Source organism: Helicobacter sp. 10-6591, assembly GCF_003288805.1.
Lineage (GTDB): Bacteria > Campylobacterota > Campylobacteria > Campylobacterales > Helicobacteraceae > Helicobacter_F.
Window position 1 is genome coordinate 82,266 of record NZ_NHYK01000005.1, and the last position, 16,556, is coordinate 98,821.

At 39.6% G+C, this 16,556-nt stretch carries 16 protein-coding genes; 5 read left to right on the forward strand and 11 right to left on the reverse strand.

The window, feature by feature from the left end; translation table 11 throughout:
• Window positions 1-10: 10 nt before the first annotated feature.
• Genes CCY97_RS02810 through flgH form a run of 3 tightly spaced genes read right to left on the reverse strand, consistent with a single transcriptional unit; the run spans window position 11 to window position 2,309 of the window.
• The gene (locus CCY97_RS02810) at window positions 11-898 is read right to left on the reverse strand and encodes a hypothetical protein (RefSeq protein WP_112063979.1); all 888 of its coding nucleotides are present in this window, start codon (window positions 896-898) and stop codon (window positions 11-13) included.
• Window positions 895-1,596 (reverse strand): pseudaminic acid cytidylyltransferase, encoded by a 702-nt coding sequence (gene pseF / locus CCY97_RS02815; RefSeq protein WP_112063980.1) that lies wholly within the window; start codon window positions 1,594-1,596, stop codon window positions 895-897. The genes CCY97_RS02810 and pseF overlap by 4 nt, the downstream gene beginning before the upstream one ends.
• Window positions 1,597-1,604: 8 nt before the next feature.
• The gene (flgH, locus tag CCY97_RS02820) at window positions 1,605-2,309 is read right to left on the reverse strand and encodes a flagellar basal body L-ring protein FlgH (protein ID WP_112063981.1); all 705 of its coding nucleotides are present in this window, start codon (window positions 2,307-2,309) and stop codon (window positions 1,605-1,607) included.
• A 268-nt stretch (window positions 2,310-2,577) separates the two neighbouring features.
• On the opposite strand from flgH, the gene CCY97_RS02825 reads away from it, so the two are divergent.
• Complete coding sequence (locus CCY97_RS02825) at window positions 2,578-3,924, forward strand: SLC13 family permease (RefSeq protein ID WP_112063982.1); 1,347 nt, start codon at window positions 2,578-2,580, stop codon at window positions 3,922-3,924.
• Between the two features lie 6 nt (window positions 3,925-3,930).
• On the opposite strand, the gene CCY97_RS02830 is transcribed toward CCY97_RS02825, so the two are convergent.
• The 8 genes from CCY97_RS02830 to accB are packed head-to-tail and all read right to left on the reverse strand — an operon-like array spanning window position 3,931 to window position 11,467.
• A complete protein-coding gene (locus tag CCY97_RS02830) occupies window positions 3,931-4,770 on the reverse strand; it encodes a hypothetical protein (RefSeq protein WP_112063983.1) in 840 nt (279 codons plus the stop codon).
• On the reverse strand, window positions 4,763-5,545 hold the full coding sequence (locus CCY97_RS02835) for an undecaprenyl-diphosphate phosphatase (RefSeq protein WP_112063984.1): 783 nt from the start codon (window positions 5,543-5,545) through the stop codon (window positions 4,763-4,765). The genes CCY97_RS02830 and CCY97_RS02835 overlap by 8 nt, the downstream gene beginning before the upstream one ends.
• Window positions 5,545-6,570, reverse strand: coding sequence for a L,D-transpeptidase family protein (locus CCY97_RS02840; RefSeq protein WP_258456899.1), 1,026 nt, complete (start codon window positions 6,568-6,570; stop codon window positions 5,545-5,547). The genes CCY97_RS02835 and CCY97_RS02840 overlap by 1 nt, the downstream gene beginning before the upstream one ends.
• 13 nt (window positions 6,571-6,583) lie before the next feature.
• Window positions 6,584-7,561 carry a GTPase Era gene (gene era / locus CCY97_RS02845; RefSeq protein ID WP_258456904.1) on the reverse strand — a complete coding sequence of 326 codons (978 nt, stop codon included), beginning with the start codon at window positions 7,559-7,561 and terminating at the stop codon, window positions 6,584-6,586.
• Window positions 7,533-8,411 carry a hypothetical protein gene (locus CCY97_RS02850; RefSeq protein ID WP_112063985.1) on the reverse strand — a complete coding sequence of 293 codons (879 nt, stop codon included), beginning with the start codon at window positions 8,409-8,411 and terminating at the stop codon, window positions 7,533-7,535. The genes era and CCY97_RS02850 overlap by 29 nt, the downstream gene beginning before the upstream one ends.
• Window positions 8,412-8,413: 2 nt before the next feature.
• On the reverse strand, window positions 8,414-9,589 hold the full coding sequence (locus tag CCY97_RS02855; RefSeq protein ID WP_112063986.1) for a DegT/DnrJ/EryC1/StrS family aminotransferase: 1,176 nt from the start codon (window positions 9,587-9,589) through the stop codon (window positions 8,414-8,416).
• A 30-nt stretch (window positions 9,590-9,619) separates the two neighbouring features.
• Complete coding sequence (locus tag CCY97_RS02860) at window positions 9,620-10,975, reverse strand: acetyl-CoA carboxylase biotin carboxylase subunit (RefSeq protein ID WP_112063987.1); 1,356 nt, start codon at window positions 10,973-10,975, stop codon at window positions 9,620-9,622.
• A gap of 18 nt (window positions 10,976-10,993) precedes the next feature.
• Window positions 10,994-11,467, reverse strand: coding sequence for an acetyl-CoA carboxylase biotin carboxyl carrier protein (gene accB, locus CCY97_RS02865; RefSeq protein WP_112063988.1), 474 nt, complete (start codon window positions 11,465-11,467; stop codon window positions 10,994-10,996).
• A 136-nt stretch (window positions 11,468-11,603) separates the two neighbouring features.
• Here accB and dcd point away from each other — a divergent pair, with 136 nt between their 5' ends.
• The 4 genes from dcd to CCY97_RS02885 form a co-directional block, all read left to right on the forward strand.
• Entirely contained in the window at window positions 11,604-12,173 is a 570-nt protein-coding gene (gene dcd, locus CCY97_RS02870) for a dCTP deaminase (RefSeq protein ID WP_112063989.1), read from the forward strand.
• Window positions 12,174-12,346: 173 nt separating this feature from the next.
• Complete coding sequence (locus CCY97_RS02875; protein ID WP_112063990.1) at window positions 12,347-12,883, forward strand: flagellar FLiS export co-chaperone; 537 nt, start codon at window positions 12,347-12,349, stop codon at window positions 12,881-12,883.
• A gap of 2 nt (window positions 12,884-12,885) precedes the next feature.
• A complete protein-coding gene (gene gltX, locus CCY97_RS02880) occupies window positions 12,886-14,208 on the forward strand; it encodes a glutamate--tRNA ligase (RefSeq protein ID WP_112063991.1) in 1,323 nt (440 codons plus the stop codon).
• A 140-nt stretch (window positions 14,209-14,348) separates the two neighbouring features.
• Window positions 14,349-16,556, forward strand: a 2,208-nt coding sequence (locus CCY97_RS02885) for a hypothetical protein (protein WP_146744493.1), incomplete at its 3' end; no start/stop codon positions are given.

Below are 16,556 nucleotides of genomic sequence, written 5' to 3' on the forward strand. Positions count from 1 at the left end.
TCCTTTAGAGTTATAAAAAAATTTCTTTTAGCGCACCCTCAAGTCTATCGCCAATTTTTAGGCAGGAGAGTATCTGCTTTGATTCTTTTCTTTTTACAAAGTCAAATGACTCTATAAGCGGCACAATCTCTGTTATATCCTGCGCATGCATAAATGCCCCGAGTTTTTTAAATTGTGCAATCTGAAAGTTTTGGTTGGAAGCACAAGAGAGTACAATAGTAGGCAGACAGCTACTTGCAAGCTCTAAGAGCGTGCCACCACCACAACTTAGTGCTATATCACATTGTCTCATCAATTTTCCGAAGTCCCTAGAATCCAAATTCCTATAAATCTTCAAATTCTGTGATTTGAAAACCTCACCTTGAAAATACTTACCAAGCACCAGGTGCAATCTGACTTTTGGAAAATGTGCAGCCAAAATCTGTGAGAGCAAATGACTAAAATTAAGCATATCCGCTCCACCAAAGCTCAATAGAACATCTTGTATATCTTGCCTGCACTCAAGATTTGGCAGAAAATCCTTGCTTGTTACAGCATAGCTAAGTCCTAGTAAAAGCGTGGCACTTTGCTTGTTATCTACATAAAGCTCTTGTGCGCCAAGCGCTGGATTTAGCACAAAGCTTTGGAATGGATAAGCAATCCTATTGGTATCATCAAAGCACAACATATAAGGGCACAACGTCAGCAAGGCTTCATAATGCCCGGATTGCAACACATAGCTATCCACAATGATTCCATCTATCTGAGAATCTTTTTTAGGTAGAGATTGCAAATTTGGGACAAAGAACATTTGTGCTTGTGTGAGTTCTCCTAAAATATAAGCAAGCTTTTTACAGCGCATCGTATGCCCAAGCCCTGCACTTCTACCACTATCATAGAAAAAATAAAATCTTTTCATGATCTTGTCAGATTGTGTTTGTAGCAGTATTTAAACTCTGCCAATTCCCAGTCGCTCAATGTATCAATATCCTGCGCATCCAAAAAACCAAGTTCTAGGATGAAAGAATGTGGAGCGAAAATAGGAAGTTGGGCTAAAAAAGCACTAGCACGTCCGAAGTAGAATTGCCCAGCATCGTGGTAGATTGTCTCTATATCTTGCGAGCAAAGATTGGTATATTGGCAATCCAATGGCTTCACGCGAGAATGCTCCAATTTAAAAGCGCGCAAAGGATTATGCGCATAGCTCTGTGCGCCAAAGACATAGGATATATCCTTATGACGCACAAGCAAGTTGTAAGCATTTTGTAAATGCTGGGATTCCAAAAGAGGCGTAGCAGGATAAATACAGCAAGCCAAATCTTGCTCTTTTGCGTCCAATTCTTTGAGTGCATGGGATATGACAGGCAAGGTGGCTACCTTATCGCCACTCAGAGATTGCGGGCGCATAAATGGCGTAAGTGCGCCAAATTCTTGTGCTATAGCAGCGATATGAGCAGAATCTGTACTTACGACAATCTCATCAAAAAGCTTCGTTGCCTTTGCGCACTCAATAGCATATGCCAAAATAGGTTTGCCAAAAAATGGCTTGATATTCTTATTTTTGATGCGTTTAGATCCAGCACGTGCAGGGATTATAGCGATGCGTCTTGTCGCCATAACATTCTCTAAAAAGGCCACAGACTTTCAATCGCATCGCTTACAGGTTTCTTACTTCGTGTCTGACTGATAGGACCAACAGACCTATAGGCGATTTTTGCATCAGCAAGGTAGCGGCTTTGCACGGAATTGTTTTTCTCCACATCATAAGGACGTACAACACCGCTGATTTGTAAAACTTGCTTTTCGCCATCTACAAGAATCTCCTTTTGTCCAGCAATAAAGTAATTACCATTTTCTAGCACTTTGATTATGCGCGCAGTGATTGTCGCTCTTAGGGTATCTGTATGGTTTTGATTGCCTCCACCTACAAAGTTTGTGGTATTACTTGCTTTTGTGAGCGTATAAGCAGTTTGGTTATTGAGCTCATCTGTAGCCTTTTTCTGCTCATCATCTGTTCCGCCATATTGTAGACTAGGAGGCGTTACAGAACCATTACTTGTGCCGTTGTAAGCCTTGATGGTCGCAAGAGACGCATTCACACTTTCATCTATGATGATAGTAATCAGATCATCAGGCTTCATAGCCCTTCTATCTGCAAATAATGGTCTATCACCTGTACCAAACAAACTACCTGCACGTGGAATATCAGGGATAAATTCTTGGGGTGGTGATTCTTCAACATAATTTGGAATATGATTAAAATTGATATAGCCCTCAAAGCCAAAAGCAAACACTTGCAACAAATACACTGCGATACCAAGTTTTTTCACCAAACACTTCCTTATCAAAGAGAATCGCTTCTATAAAATTTGATTCTCGCGATTTTGAAAAAAATTTCAAAGCAAAGTGTATTCCTTGATTACAAGCACCCAAAATCAAATGTTTGAGAGATTTTCACAACTAAATAAAGAACTCTTTAATCCAAAATGTCCAAAAAAGTTACATTAACAGACTTATATAGAGCAATGATATTCCCAAAATATTCAAAAATAAGCTAAAAGTTATGCTTTGTAATAAAAATATTTTGGAGTGTGAGTCATGGAAATTTTCTTAGCATTGTTAGGTTTTTTATCACTCGGATTGATTGTTTGGCTTTTGCTCAAAGACTATACTACGCCTGCGATTGCTTTTATTGGGGTGAGTATGATTGTAGCAGGACTTCTGCTTTTGCTCGAAAAGCTGGGGTTTGGTATTGGGGTGGCCTTAGGGGTAAAAGGTGGTGTTTTTGACATTGCAACACTTGTTGTTTTTATCAAAGATGGTGTCAAAAGCGTAACAAATACCGCTGCTTTATTTGTATTCTCCATACTTTTTTTTAGCGTGCTTAATGCAAGTGGATTTTTTACAAAAATAATCAATGCTTGCTTGAATAAAATGAGTGCCAATGTCTATAAAGTGGTTATTTTGAATGTATTTATTGTGGTATTAGCCCACTTGGATGGCTCAGGAGCTTCGACTTTTCTTATTGTCATACCCGCATTGCTTCCTATCTATGAATACTTGGGCATGAGAAAAACCTCTATGCTTTTAGTCACTGCAGCTGCAATGGGTGTTATGAATGTTATCCCTTGGGGTGGTCCGACTTTAAGAGCAGCAAGCATCATAGGAATAGATCCAAATTTACTCTGGCAGCAGATTATCCCTATACAAATAGTGGGTTTATTCTTGGCATTAGCCCTTGCTCTCTGGGTTGCAAAATGTGAAGTCAAAAGAGGCGCAGGAGCTAATAATTTATCAGGTGTCAATTTTAGTATCCAAAAGAGTGAGTTTAATAATGAACGTTGGTTTTGGATCAATCTTGTTGTGCTTATTGGCGTCATTACACTTTTAGTTATGCGTGTATTTCCTAGCTATGTTTGCTTTATGATAGGACTTTGCATTGTTTTGCCCTTGAATTATCCCAACCTAAAAATTGCCAAAAAAGTCCTAGACCAATCAAGTGCAGGTGCTATGCTTATGTATATTACTCTTATGGGAGCTGGAATCTTGATAGGGGTATTTGACAAAAGCGGTATTATGAAGCAAATGGGTGCTTTCATCTTGGATTTTGTGCCAAACGGTTTGGGCGTGTATATTCCTTGGATAGTTGGTTTCTTAGCTGTCCCTATGGCGATAATTTTCTGTACAGATTCTTATTTCTATGGAATCATGCCTATAGTCTTAAGCATCACACAAGCATTTGGCGTCGACCCTATGACTATTGCTATCATTATGGTTGTTGCGAGGAATTGTGCCACATTTATTTCGCCCGTGGTGCCTGCTACCTTGCTTGGCTGTGGCTTAGCACAGGTAAATATCAAAGATCATATTAAAAGAAGTTTCTTTTATATTTGGGGGATAAGTATTATCTGCTTAGTCTTTGCTGGGATTATGGGAATCATATAGCTGGTTTCAAAACCAGTTGTATTCAAGCCTGCATCTTAGACCAAAGACTTTTGTCGTATTATAAGGCTCTACATATACAGATCCTGTTGTCGCTCCTCCCTTACGAAGAGTAGCTTTTGTAGAATCTGGTATCTCCCAATAATCTATAAAAAAGCTCAAAAGAAGGATATAGCTATAAAACTCTCTTTTTATTCCAGCATCAAGCATAACTCCAATGCCATCATATTGTGTAAATTCCAGATTGTTGTCATAGCCTAGGTCGGTCATGTGGCTTATATTCCAGCCTCTTAAAAGCCTTCTGTAGATGACATTGGCATACAGGGAAAACTTAGAGCTAAAGAAGTATTGTGCATCAACACCAAAGAAAAAGTATGAGTAGTTTTGCTCTCTTTCGTATGCTGACTTCCAATTGACTTGATTATCAAGATAGCGGAAGCCAGTTCCGATATCAGCATTTAAGACGAAACCATTTTCATTCAAGACAAAAGGTTTATAGTGGTATTCAAAAAACCAATAAAAGTCTTTAGAGCTTGCATTCACTGGGCTACAATCAAGTGGATTAACAGCGCTACATTCTGATCCAGTATAGTTGAGATTCCCACTGAAATACGCAAAATTTATCTTATGATAGACATCCCATAGACCCGTGTTAAAATGACTGTAGTATGCATCGATTCCATAGACCTTACCACTTATTTTCATCACTCCTGGTTCTGAATATGTATAAGCTCCTCCGCCAAATCCAACTCCCAATAATCTCTTTGGGACATCCACAGAATCTACTCCATATGCAAAAGTGGCAAGCAGGATACAAACGATTTTGATTGATAAAATTCGACTACACATCCAAAACTCCTAATCCAAAAAGTATTAAAAACAAGATACCGATACAGATTCTATAAATCCCAAAAGGCACATAACTAAATCGGACTATAAAGAATAAAAAAAACTTTACCGCACACAATGCTGATATAAACGCTACAACACCTCCAGTAAGCAAGATTCCCAAGTTCGTAGAATCCAACATATGTAGATTTTTATACACATCATAGCCCGTGGCTGCAAACATCGTAGGCAAAGCCAAAAGGAAAGAAAACTCTGCAGCAACCCTGCGATTAAACCCTAGCAAAAGCGCTCCAACTATAGTCGCTCCACTCCTTGAGGTTCCAGGTATCATCGCTAGACACTGCATAAGTCCGACCAAAAACGCCTGTTTGTAGGTTACAGAATCCAGTGTATTGATTTTGTAGCTTTTGCCCTTATGTTTGTGCTCTATAAGCAGAAAAACGATTCCACCAAGGATAAGCATTATTGCTACCACATAGCCATCAAAAAGCTGCTTGATGTATTTATACAAAAACAGCCCACAAATCCCAGTAGGGATAAAGCCAAGCGCAAGCTTTATCCAGATGCCAAACCCACATACCAAACGATTGTAAAGCAAAAATACCACCGCAAGAATGGAACCTAGCTGGATAGCAATCTCAAATGTTTTCAGAAAATCATCTTGTTCTAGCCCAAGAACACTAGCAGTGAGAATCATATGTCCAGTAGAAGAAACAGGAAAGAATTCGCTCAAACCCTCGACAATACCCAAAACAACAGCATCAAAATAATTCATTACTTTTCGCTTAGAATTTTCATCTTGCCACCATCAAGCCATACATACAAATCTTTTCTGTGGCTTGATGCAAAGCTTTGTACTCCATCCAAAGAAGCCTTATACTCTTGGTGGAAGCTTAGGCGAAACATTGTTTTATTCTGCTCGTTTGGAAACGGGAAAACATCAATAGCACTTAGCTTTATTTGTTTGCTTTCATTTTTTGCGAATATGCGTTTTTTGTATTCTGCAAATGCCTTGTAGCGCATGCCATTTTCGCGGATGAAATCATTTTCGTCATAAAAGCTCAAATAAGTTTGCAAATCACCTTTTCTCCAAGCCTCTTTCCACGAAAAAAGCCCACTTAAAAGATCGGCTGCTTGTGTATGAGTCATCTCTTGAAATCCGCCTTCTGAGATGATTACCACTGTATCTTTGAAATGGATTATTTTGTCGTATTCATTTAAAATCGTATTATCAATAGCAATACAACCTCTCGTATTAATCTCCTCCCTATTCCCATCTAGTGGCAACCCATGAATCCAAATTCCACTTCCTGTCTTTTTGAGAGATCTATCATAAGTATTTGGATAATTTGTAGCAAAGGCCAGCGGTCCATAATAAGCAGGCAAGCGGGTTAGTCTTGCGTTCAAATCATACACGCCAATTGGTGTGGTCAAGTCCCCCTCAAGCTTCTTATGGCCTTTGCCCTTAGCTACAAGTGCGCTAGAAGATCCAAGCATTTCAAAACCCTCTTGTGTGATTTTTAATAATCGCAAATCTGGTAAAGCCTTATCAGAAACAAAAAGATACTTTGTGTGCTGATAATACCCATACCTTATATCTTTTTTGCTCACCACACGTAGCCAATATGCTGGCGTAAGCAAATAATCTTGCAATCTTTCCTCAAGGCGCAAGACACCTTCATTTTGGTAAAGATTAATAAGCTCAAACATCTCCTCGCTCAAATATTCTTGTTGTGATTCCAAGTTTTCTGCTCTCAAGAGACACCCAAAAAACACCAACGCACATATAAAAAATCTCAATTCTTAATCCTCCTTATAGAGTAGAACGAAAATCATAACCCATTTTCTTGAGTTTAGAAATTTCTTTATTCCAAGCTTTTTCTACGACAACTTCAAGCTTCAAAAATACCTTTTTACCCAACAAATTCTCTATTTTCTGACGCGCACAAATTCCGATACGCTTGATTGTTCGACCATTGGATCCGATGATTAGAGGTTTCTGGCTGTTTTTAAGAGTGAGGATTCTAGCACATATTCTCTCAACGCTCCCTTCTGTATAGCTGTCTATGATCACATCACTTTCATAAGGCACTTCATCGCTGAGATTTTCAAACAAGCTCTCTCTTATCAACTCTTTTACAATCTCTCTTGTCTGCGCATTTGTAGCCATCTGCTCATCATACAAAAAGACACCATTTGGCAAAAAACGCGCGATACAATCAAGCAGTATTTTTGGCTTGAAATTTTTCTTCACGCTTAAGGGAATAAGCGCTAAAAAATGCGAAACAAATTTTTTGTAAAGGCCAATTTGTTCGAGTAATTGTGCTCTATCCAATATATCGCATTTGCTGAGTACTAAAATATGCTCTATTTTCTTTTTCCTCTCCTCTTGCTTTTCTTGCAAGAGCCTAAGGAACTTTTCATAATGGCTTATGTCATCATTTGCCGCTGCCAGATACAAGTGCAAGTCACAATCATTTAGCGCCCTTAATGCTTCATTGAGCATAAATTTATTCAAAAGCTTTTCTTGGTAGTGCAAACCCGGCGTATCTACAAAAACAATTTGCACATCATATGCCCTAGACCCCTCTACGATAGAATGCCCGATAATGACTTGCAGCTGTTTTCGTGTAGCATTTGCTTTATTTGACACAAGACTTAAATTCTGTCCTGCTAGAGCATTAAGAAGTGTGGATTTTCCGGCATTTGGTCTGCCAATCACACTTACAAATCCACAACGAGTAACTCTCTCTAGCAAATTCTTAGAATCCTCTTTTGTACTGCATCTCAAACAGTTCTCTCAAGCACGCTTCATCTTGGCAGCTTTTACGCTTTTGGACAAATTCCTGATTCTGACTTTTCAGCAGAAGCATAATCTGGCGCTCTTTTGTACTAAGCTCTTTTGAAGCACACAGAATCTGTGCATCTCTTTGCTCTTGTTCCAAATTCTTGGGACATTGAAAGCTGGGCTGGAATCGCAAATAAACATCATAGACAAGATACCCACCATCTGCTCTTTTTAAGAAATCGCAGGTTTTTTTGTTCGCAAACGAACCGACTTTGAGAGTAAAGTCATCTTTTTTCTCTACGAGTACCCCGCAAGATTTTTGTGTCATCGCAACGACATAGGCTTGCGTTTTGCTCAATGGCTTAAGCAAGAAGTGTTGGGATGTTTTGATTTGCGCGTTATTAGCCAAGCGTACTTCACTAAGCTCAAAGCTTAATTTTTCATTTTCTTGTGAGATTGTGAAATAATCTCCATCTATTGTATCTGCCGCATTCACCCATTCCTTAGCAAAACTGTATGCACTCAAATCCTGCCAAGAATCTGTATGTATATGCCCATCGATATAAAAGCAAGGCACAGATTCTATCTCTCTAGGATTTTGCTCCTTGGTACTGAGAAATTTTTGGTTATAGGTATAAGTCACGCCATTATGCATAAAGCTAATATCTTGTATATCAGATGTAGAATCTAAGACTACAAACCTATCTGGCTTTGTCTTATCAAGTAGTATAAGCTGGAAATCACAAGCCAAATCTGTGCAGTGAGATTCCACTTTAAAATACAAATCTTTGTCCTCAAAGCACTCCACTCCTAAGCAAACACCCACGCATAAAACAAAGGACAAAAAGCGCATACCTATCCCCTGCATTTATAGTCTGTAAAAGGCTTTGAGGCAAAAGATTCCAAAACCTCTAGCACAATAGAGGCCACGATTTTTGCATCTTTTAGCTCCATAGTCTGTGTGCAGGGAATCGAAAGCTCGCTCAGATAGAACTCATCGGCATTTTTCAATCCCATCTCACCAAAATGTTTTTTATAAAGGCTGAATTGGTAGATTGGCTTATAATGCACCTGTACTCCAACCCCACGACTATGAAGTTGGTTGAAAATATCTTCTTTAGCACACCACAAGTAAGGATAGAGCAAAATCGGATAGAGATGGCGCGTACTTGTCATATCTTGAGGACAAGAGAGTGTGCTAAAAAAATCATTTTTTGCAAAATATGTGTCATAAAAACTAGCAATCTCATTGCGTCTTGTGATAAAAGTCTCAAGCTTACGCAATTGGGAAAGTCCAAGAGCAGCGCTTAGTTCATTCATACGGAAGTTAAAGCCAACTTCTGTACATTCACAATTCCATGCTTTTGTCTTTGTGATTCCATGGTTTGAAACTCTACACGCACTCTCATAGAGCTCCTTGTCATTGGTGAGCAATGCACCACCCTCAGCAGTTGTGATAGGCTTAATAGCATGGAAGCTAAAAACACTTGCTAAAGCCAATGCACCAACTCTTTTTCCTTTATATCTAGCTCCAAAAGCATGCGAGCTATCAGAAATCCACAAGAGATTATATTCCTCCGCGATTGCTTGTAGTTCCTCACATTCCACACTCAAGCCGGCATAATCCACACTCACAAGCAAGCTCACAGATTCCCTAAATTTATGTGTTTGCAGAATATTGCGCACGTCCTTTGGGTTGATACTGCCATTTGGCAAGACATCAGCAAAGATTGGAAAAATATTGTTTGCCAAAAGCATATTAGACGTAGCCACAAAGCTTATTGGAGTGGTAATTGCGTAGTTTTGGGTATCTGTCTTAAGTCTATTTTTTATCGCGTGGTATGTGGCAAAAAGCGCCGAAGTAGCGGAATTGAAACAAAGAGCATATTTGCTCCCACAAAATGCTGCGATTTGCTTTTCAAGCTCTTTTACTCTTGGGCCTTGTGTAAGGTGAGAATCTCTTAGTGCAAGCAGAAGCTCTCTTTCATCACTTTCATCAACAGATTGTGTGCTATAGGGATAGAGTGTCATAGGGGCTTAGAGGGAGAGAATCTGCTCGCATTATGTAAGAAAAGTCTGTTCTAAATATTTTGTATGAATCCTACTCTCGTGAAAATCTTTGTTTTCCATCATTTTGATATGAAAAGGAATGGTTGTCTTAATCCCTTCGATACAAAATTCTTTCAACGCGCGATACATGCGATTGATAGCTTCATTCCTATCTTTGCCCCACACAATAAGCTTCCCTATCATCGAATCATAATGCATAGGTACGCTATATCCTGCATACGCATGTGTGTCAAGCCTTACATTCGCTCCACCCGGGCTTACCCATTTTGTGATTTTTCCCGGACACGGATAGAATTTTTGCGGGTCTTCGGCTGTGATTCTGCATTCAATGCTGTGTCCGCTGAACTTTATACTATCTTGCGGTGGCAATTTCTCACCTTCAGCTATGCGTATCATAAACTCGACCAAATCAAGTCCGCTCACCATCTCACTCACGCAGTGCTCAACTTGTAAGCGCGTGTTCATCTCCATGAAGTAAAAATCCTCATAGTTACTATCTAGCAAAAACTCAAATGTCCCCGCACCGACATACCCAATATGCTTTGCAGCCTTAATCGCTGTGTCCAAAAGCTTTTTTCGCACAGAATCTTTGAGTACGACAGCCGGAGATTCCTCGATAAGCTTCTGCTGTCGTCTTTGCGCCGAGCAGTCACGCTCCCCTATATGCAACACATTCCCATGCTTATCAGCAAGAATCTGCACCTCGATATGCTTGGGATTGCGGATAAATTTTTCCATATAAATTGTTCCATCGCCAAACGCACTCAATGCCTCAGATTCTGCAGCAAGATAGAGGTTTTTTAGCAATTCAGGTTTCTCAACCACGCGCATTCCTCGCCCTCCACCTCCTGCAGCGGCTTTTAAGATCACAGGATAGCCGATTTCCTGCGCTACTTCTTGGGCGTGTTTTGCATCCTTAAGCGCACCATCACTTCCCGTTATCACCGGCACGCCAGCTTCTTTCATCACATCTTTTGCTTTGGATTTATCACTCATGAGCATCATCACTTCACTGCTAGGCCCTATAAACTCAATATTATGATGAGCGCAAATCTCAACAAAATTCTGATTCTCTGACAAAAATCCATATCCGGGGAAAATCGCATCTGCATTAAAAAGCTCTGCGGCACTAATGATTGCTGGAATATTCAGATAGCTTTGGCTTGATTTTTCCGCACCTACACAGACTTTGGCATCAGCTACATCAAGATAATAAGCATTTTTATCCGCAGTAGAATAGATCGCAATAGCCTGTTTTCCCATTTCTTGAATCGTTCTTATCGCGCGTAGGGCAATCTCCCCACGATTTGCGATAAGAATCCTCTCTATTTTTTTTATACCACCCATCGCCCAAACCTTAAAATCTTAGAGCTTTTGGATTCGCACAAGATTTGTGCCAAACTCCACTGGAGTCGCATCATCAACTTCTATGGAGAGAATCTTGCAATCACATTCTGATTCGATCTCGTTCATTATCTTCATCGCTTCGATAATGCCAATGGTCTGTCCCTTTTTTATCGTATCGCCGACATTGATATAAGGCGCTGCACCAGGGCTTGGGCAACGATAAAATGTCCCAACCATAGGAGAGGTGATAAAATCCCCACTTTGTGTATGAGTGCCAGAATCTGGAATTTGCTGTGGTGTTGGAGTAGGACTTGGTGTGGCACTTGGAGAAGTGTTACTAGGAGTTGGAAGCGGTGTGACTGGCTGGAGGGATTGCGTATTCATGCTCTGCTTTTCAAGCTTAAGTTCGATATCACTATTTTTCAAACTCAGCTTAGCAATCTCACTGCCACTAAAAATTTCCATAAGCTTTTTTATTTCCTGTAGATTCATTGACAACCTGCCTTTTTTGGTGAAGTTTATTGATCAATCCAAGTGTATGAGGCGCGCTCACGATTCCGCTATAATACCACATTTTTATGAGGGCGATTTTCTCCTTGCTTACAAAACTTGATCAAAAGGGTAGATAATGGGACTAAAAGCTGACAAATGGATCAAAGAAATGAGTCTAAAGCACAATATGATAGAGCCATTTTGCGAGAAGCAAGTAGGGAAAAACACCATAAGTTACGGACTTTCAAGCTACGGGTATGACATTAGGGTTGGCGAGGAGTTTATGATTTTTAGCAATATCGGTGCTACTCTTGTCGATCCCAAGAACTTTAAAGAAGAAAATGTCGTAATAAAAAACGTCGCCAAAGAGCAATTCTGCATCATTCCACCCAATTCTTTCGCACTCGCCCATAGCATCGAATACTTCAGAATGCCACGCGATACGCTTGCAGTATGCTTAGGCAAAAGCACATATGCACGCTGTGGGATAATCGTCAATGTCACGCCCTTTGAGCCTGAGTTCCAAGGACATATCACTATTGAGATCTCAAACACAACCCCACTTCCTGCAAAGATCTACGCCAACGAAGGCATAGCCCAAGTACTCTTTTTCCAAGGCGATGAGATGTGTGCTGTAAGCTACAAAGACAGAAGTGGCAAATACCAAGGGCAAAGCGGCATCACCCTTCCTAGAATCCTAGGATAGATTAGAGTTAAGACACCCATTCCAGAACCAATTCTTAAAAAATCCCCCCCCCTCCGCTTTTTTTTTTTTTTTTTTAAATCCATTACAACCAACCTCATACACTATTCCACAAAGACTTAAGGAATAGAATATGCTTTACTTTTAGCTCACAAAATTACCTCAAAGGAGTTGGCATGCAGGATTTTCCAACTTTTCTTTTCACACAAGACAAGCAAGCTTTCAAGAGCTCACCGCAACAAACGCTTAAAAGCGCAAACCAAAAGCTGGGCGCGACATACAAAGGCGTCAATGAATTCATCGGTATGCTACAAGTAGCCAGCTCCAAGCTCAACCAAATACTAAAAATACTCCTTGCCTGCTCATTCGATCAGACAGACATCACAAGCACACAAATCCCACTGAGTGAGCTTTCTATTAAAACTACTCAAGCTCTGAGTGAAGTAGAGGAAATACTCAAAGCACAGTTTTTAGGCACAGCCATCTTTGATGCACCCCTAAGTACTCATATACTAGATACGCACTTGAGTATCTGTATCCAGAGCCCTATGGCATTAGCCCCTGACATAAAAGCCATGGCTACTTACATAGAGGAAAAGCTACAAGAAGTACAAAGCCTCCTAGCTCTGCTCAGTGAAATGCTAACCCAACCCACGAATGCACAATTTGAAAATATAGATTCCCAAAATATCGCAAAAATATTCAAGGGATAATGATGCTACGATTTGCCCCATCGCCTACTGGCAGTTTGCATATAGGCAATCTGCGCGCAGCAATTTTTAACTACATCATTGCCAAGCAGACAAATCAGCCTTTTCTCATTCGCATAGAGGATACTGACACTGCTAGAAATATAGAGAGCAAAGACAAGGAAATCCTAAATATTCTCAATCTTTTTGGACTCCTATGGGATAAACTCGTGTATCAAAGTGATAATTTCAACCACCATAGAAGAATCGCAGACTATCTTATCGCCCAAGACAAAGCATTCTATTGCTATTGCACCAAAGAGTTTTTGGAGCAGAAGCGCCAAGAAGCCAAAGCCCAAAAGAAGCCATTCCGCTATGATCCTGCTTGGGCGCAGATACAAAAAGACACAAACCCAAATCCCACTATACGTATTAAAGGATCGCGATCCCAGATCAGATTCTACGATGTCATAAAAGGCGAGCTTTGCTTTGATCCTCATGAGGTCGAAAGCTTTGTGATTCTCAAAGAAGATGGTATCCCTACCTACAACTTTGCCTGTGCGCTCGATGACATGCTCTATGACATAAGTTTCATCGTGCGTGGAGAAGACCATACAAGCAATACGCCAAAGCAGATTCTTATCCACAAGCACCTAGATTATGACAAGCATATAGACTACGCGCATTTGCCTATTATCTTAGGTGAAAGTGGCTCTAAGATGAGTAAGCGCGATAGTGCATCAAGTGTAGCTTGGCTTTTGGAGCAAGGATTCTTACCCCAAGCGATTGTAAATTATCTCATCAGTATGGGAAACAACACTCCACAAGAAATTTTTAGGCTAGAGGACGCACTCAAATGGTTTGATATCAAAAACATCGCAAAAGCACCGGTGAAATTCGATATCAAAAGACTACGTTTTATCAACAGAGAACATCTTAAGCGATTAAGCCAAGAAGATCTCGCTCTTTTGCTCCATTCCACAGACCCCACCATTGGTACTATCGCAAAGCTTTATTTACAAGAAGCCAGCACACTCAACGAGATAAGAGAGAAACTGGATTTAATCTTTGCACCAAAAGACATTCACAGACTTTATGAAGGGCAGGATTTTAGCGCCCAGGCACAGATTCTTTACAACGAATTCCACACTCTTTTGCAATCACAATCCAAAGCATTAGAAAGCTACCATTCTCTCAAATCCGAGCTGACTGAGCGCACACAGCTTAAAGGCAAGGATTTTTTCAAACCTTTGAGGATCTTACTCACAGGCAGTTCTCACGGCTTGGAGTTGGATGTACTTTATGGGTATCTGAGATTCTATCTCAAAGATATTGTAAGGATAAGCTAGATGTATCATTTCTACACACTCCTACTATTTTTATCCTGAGATTTTCATAAAGTACCTGTTTTTTTTTTTTTTTTACTTCACTACAATCACATCCGCTCTATTATAGAGCTTAAGATATACCAAACAAAATGGAGGAAATAATGAAACCAACATATTCACCTAAGTTTATCTCAACCATAGCAGCTTTGTCTCTTTGTGTCTCAAGTGCAGTAGCTGATCATTCAGATAAAAAGTGGGAGATTAAAGGAAGTAATGGCGGAAGCAGTCAAAGCAATCACACTGGAAGTGATAGTAGCAGTAGCGGTACTACGACAATTAGCAATCTTGAATCTGGCCAGAAAATCACTACTCAAAGTAATGCTAAGGGCCATATAAGCTCACTTCTTATAGAACAAGAAACAAACAACGATAAGAATCCAACCCTAGAAGTGGGTAATGCTGATAATAATCATAAAATTCATGTTCCTAAGATAACAATAAAAGAAGGAGCTAGTCTTAATAGAACGATTGAAAATGGAGATCAAGGATGGAACATAATCTTTCGTGGTGGCTCTACAATAGACAGCTTTGAAAATAAAGGAACAATAAGCTCAAGCAATAAGGTAGATACAATCTATCTCTTTACAGATGAACAAACAAAAAATGGCCAAACTAAAGGTGGCCAAACTGTTGTGAAAAACTTCACTAATAATGGCACTATAGAATCTAAAGATGAGCATGCTGCTTTAAGACTCCAAGGTGCTAAGATTGAGACATTTAAAAATGAAAAGCTTATTTCAGCAACTGAAAAGGCGGTTGCAATAAAGATTGAGAGAAAGGGACCGAATGGCTATGATGGGATTATTGAAACTTTTATCAATAGTGGAACGATAAAGGGCGCGGTGTTTTTACAGCAGAGTACTATTGAAACTTTTATCAATGAAAACAATGGAATTATAGAGGGTGGGAGTGATAACGGAGACTTGAATCGTGGAGGTGTACATGCAGCAATCTATCTTGAAGCTGGACAGAATACACTCAAAAGCTTTGAGAATAAAGGAACTATCAAAGCTAAGAAAGCTGGAATTTTTATATTTGGCAGCAAAGATACCACTATCACCAATCTCAAGAATTCTGGAGTCATAGAAATAACCAATGGTAGTAATGGTAACGACTCTGCAGGTATTCTGATTGGACAGCTCAATACTAATCAGGAAAGTCAAAATCAACCTAAACCAATGTACGAGACTATAGAAAACACAGGCACTATCAAAGGTGGAGACTATGGAATCTTCATAGAAGGTGGGACTATAAAGAATCTCAAAAATTCTGAAACCGGAACCATAGAAGGCAAGAAAGATGGCATAGCATTCTTTAATGGTGGAGGTCATTTACACACAACTATAACCAATCTAGAAATACAAGGAATAGTAAAAGGTGGAGAAAATGGAATAAACCTAAGCGGAATAGAGCTTAACAGAAGAAATGGTACGAACAAAAACGACAGAATAGTCCAAAATCTTACTATCGGAAAAGATGCTACAGTAGAAGGAGAAAAAGGCAGTGGTTTGGTACTAGGTAAAGTGGATAACAACGGACAAAACGACACTTACCAACTCACAGGTAAGATTGAAGTAAATGGCACTTTGAAAGGCACGAGCGCTGCGATTACAAACTACAGAGATATGGGAACAGAAGGTCAAGATGTAATTGTAATAGGTGAACATGGCAAAATAGAAGGAGTAGTGAGAAATGAAAGTGGAGGAAAACTCAAAGGCAATATCACAAATAATGGCACTGGAACTTTAGCAATTGATAATCAAGGAACAGTGGGCGATAACACTGTGATCAAAAACAAGGGGAATGGCGGCAGTATAAAAATCCTAGATTGGAAATTAGAGAATCAAAGCAATGGTAATGGCAATCCGAAAACAGTCAAATTTGAAGGAAACAATATAACTTTAGAGAAACTCACAATCAGTGAAACTGATACAGATGTCACCAAAGTAGCAAATGCATTTAGCACAGATAATAATGCAAGCAAAGCCAGTATATTTGCTAATACGCAAGTAAAGGTATCTGATGGCAATGGTGCAGTAACTATAACAGGTGATCTTTTAAGAGGTCTTGTTGCTAATATAGATGGTTCTAAGACAGCAGCAGCTGCATTGAACAGAACACTTATAGCTACAGCTACTGCAAGAGCTACATTATTAGATAGTGTTATGGGGAATGCATTGAATACTCTTTCTTTTTTGCATCATAAAGACAGAGCAAGTTCTTCTTTGGGAAGTTATAAGAATGCAAACTTGTATGCAAATGCTACTACTATAAGAAATGATCTGTTGTCTCAGAGTTCTAGTTATGCA

What these genes read in the sequence shown, in the direction of transcription:
- CCY97_RS02860 (WP_112063987.1), bottom strand. Translation starts at nt 10,975, where the DNA reads ATGGGTGGTATAAAAAAAATAGAGAGGATTCTTATCGCAAATCGTGGG.
- CCY97_RS02850 (WP_112063985.1), bottom strand. Translation starts at nt 8,411, where the DNA reads ATGCGCTTTTTGTCCTTTGTTTTATGCGTGGGTGTTTGCTTAGGAGTG.
- CCY97_RS02855 (WP_112063986.1), bottom strand. Translation starts at nt 9,589, where the DNA reads ATGACACTCTATCCCTATAGCACACAATCTGTTGATGAAAGTGATGAA.
- CCY97_RS02825 (WP_112063982.1), top strand. Translation starts at nt 2,578, where the DNA reads ATGGAAATTTTCTTAGCATTGTTAGGTTTTTTATCACTCGGATTGATT.
- CCY97_RS02835 (WP_112063984.1), bottom strand. Translation starts at nt 5,545, where the DNA reads ATGAATTATTTTGATGCTGTTGTTTTGGGTATTGTCGAGGGTTTGAGC.
- CCY97_RS02875 (WP_112063990.1), top strand. Translation starts at nt 12,347, where the DNA reads ATGCAGGATTTTCCAACTTTTCTTTTCACACAAGACAAGCAAGCTTTC.
- CCY97_RS02830 (WP_112063983.1), bottom strand. Translation starts at nt 4,770, where the DNA reads ATGTGTAGTCGAATTTTATCAATCAAAATCGTTTGTATCCTGCTTGCC.
- gltX (WP_112063991.1), top strand. Translation starts at nt 12,886, where the DNA reads ATGCTACGATTTGCCCCATCGCCTACTGGCAGTTTGCATATAGGCAAT.
- accB (WP_112063988.1), bottom strand. Translation starts at nt 11,467, where the DNA reads ATGAATCTACAGGAAATAAAAAAGCTTATGGAAATTTTTAGTGGCAGT.
- dcd (WP_112063989.1), top strand. Translation starts at nt 11,604, where the DNA reads ATGGGACTAAAAGCTGACAAATGGATCAAAGAAATGAGTCTAAAGCAC.
- pseF (WP_112063980.1), bottom strand. Translation starts at nt 1,596, where the DNA reads ATGGCGACAAGACGCATCGCTATAATCCCTGCACGTGCTGGATCTAAA.
- CCY97_RS02810 (WP_112063979.1), bottom strand. Translation starts at nt 898, where the DNA reads ATGAAAAGATTTTATTTTTTCTATGATAGTGGTAGAAGTGCAGGGCTT.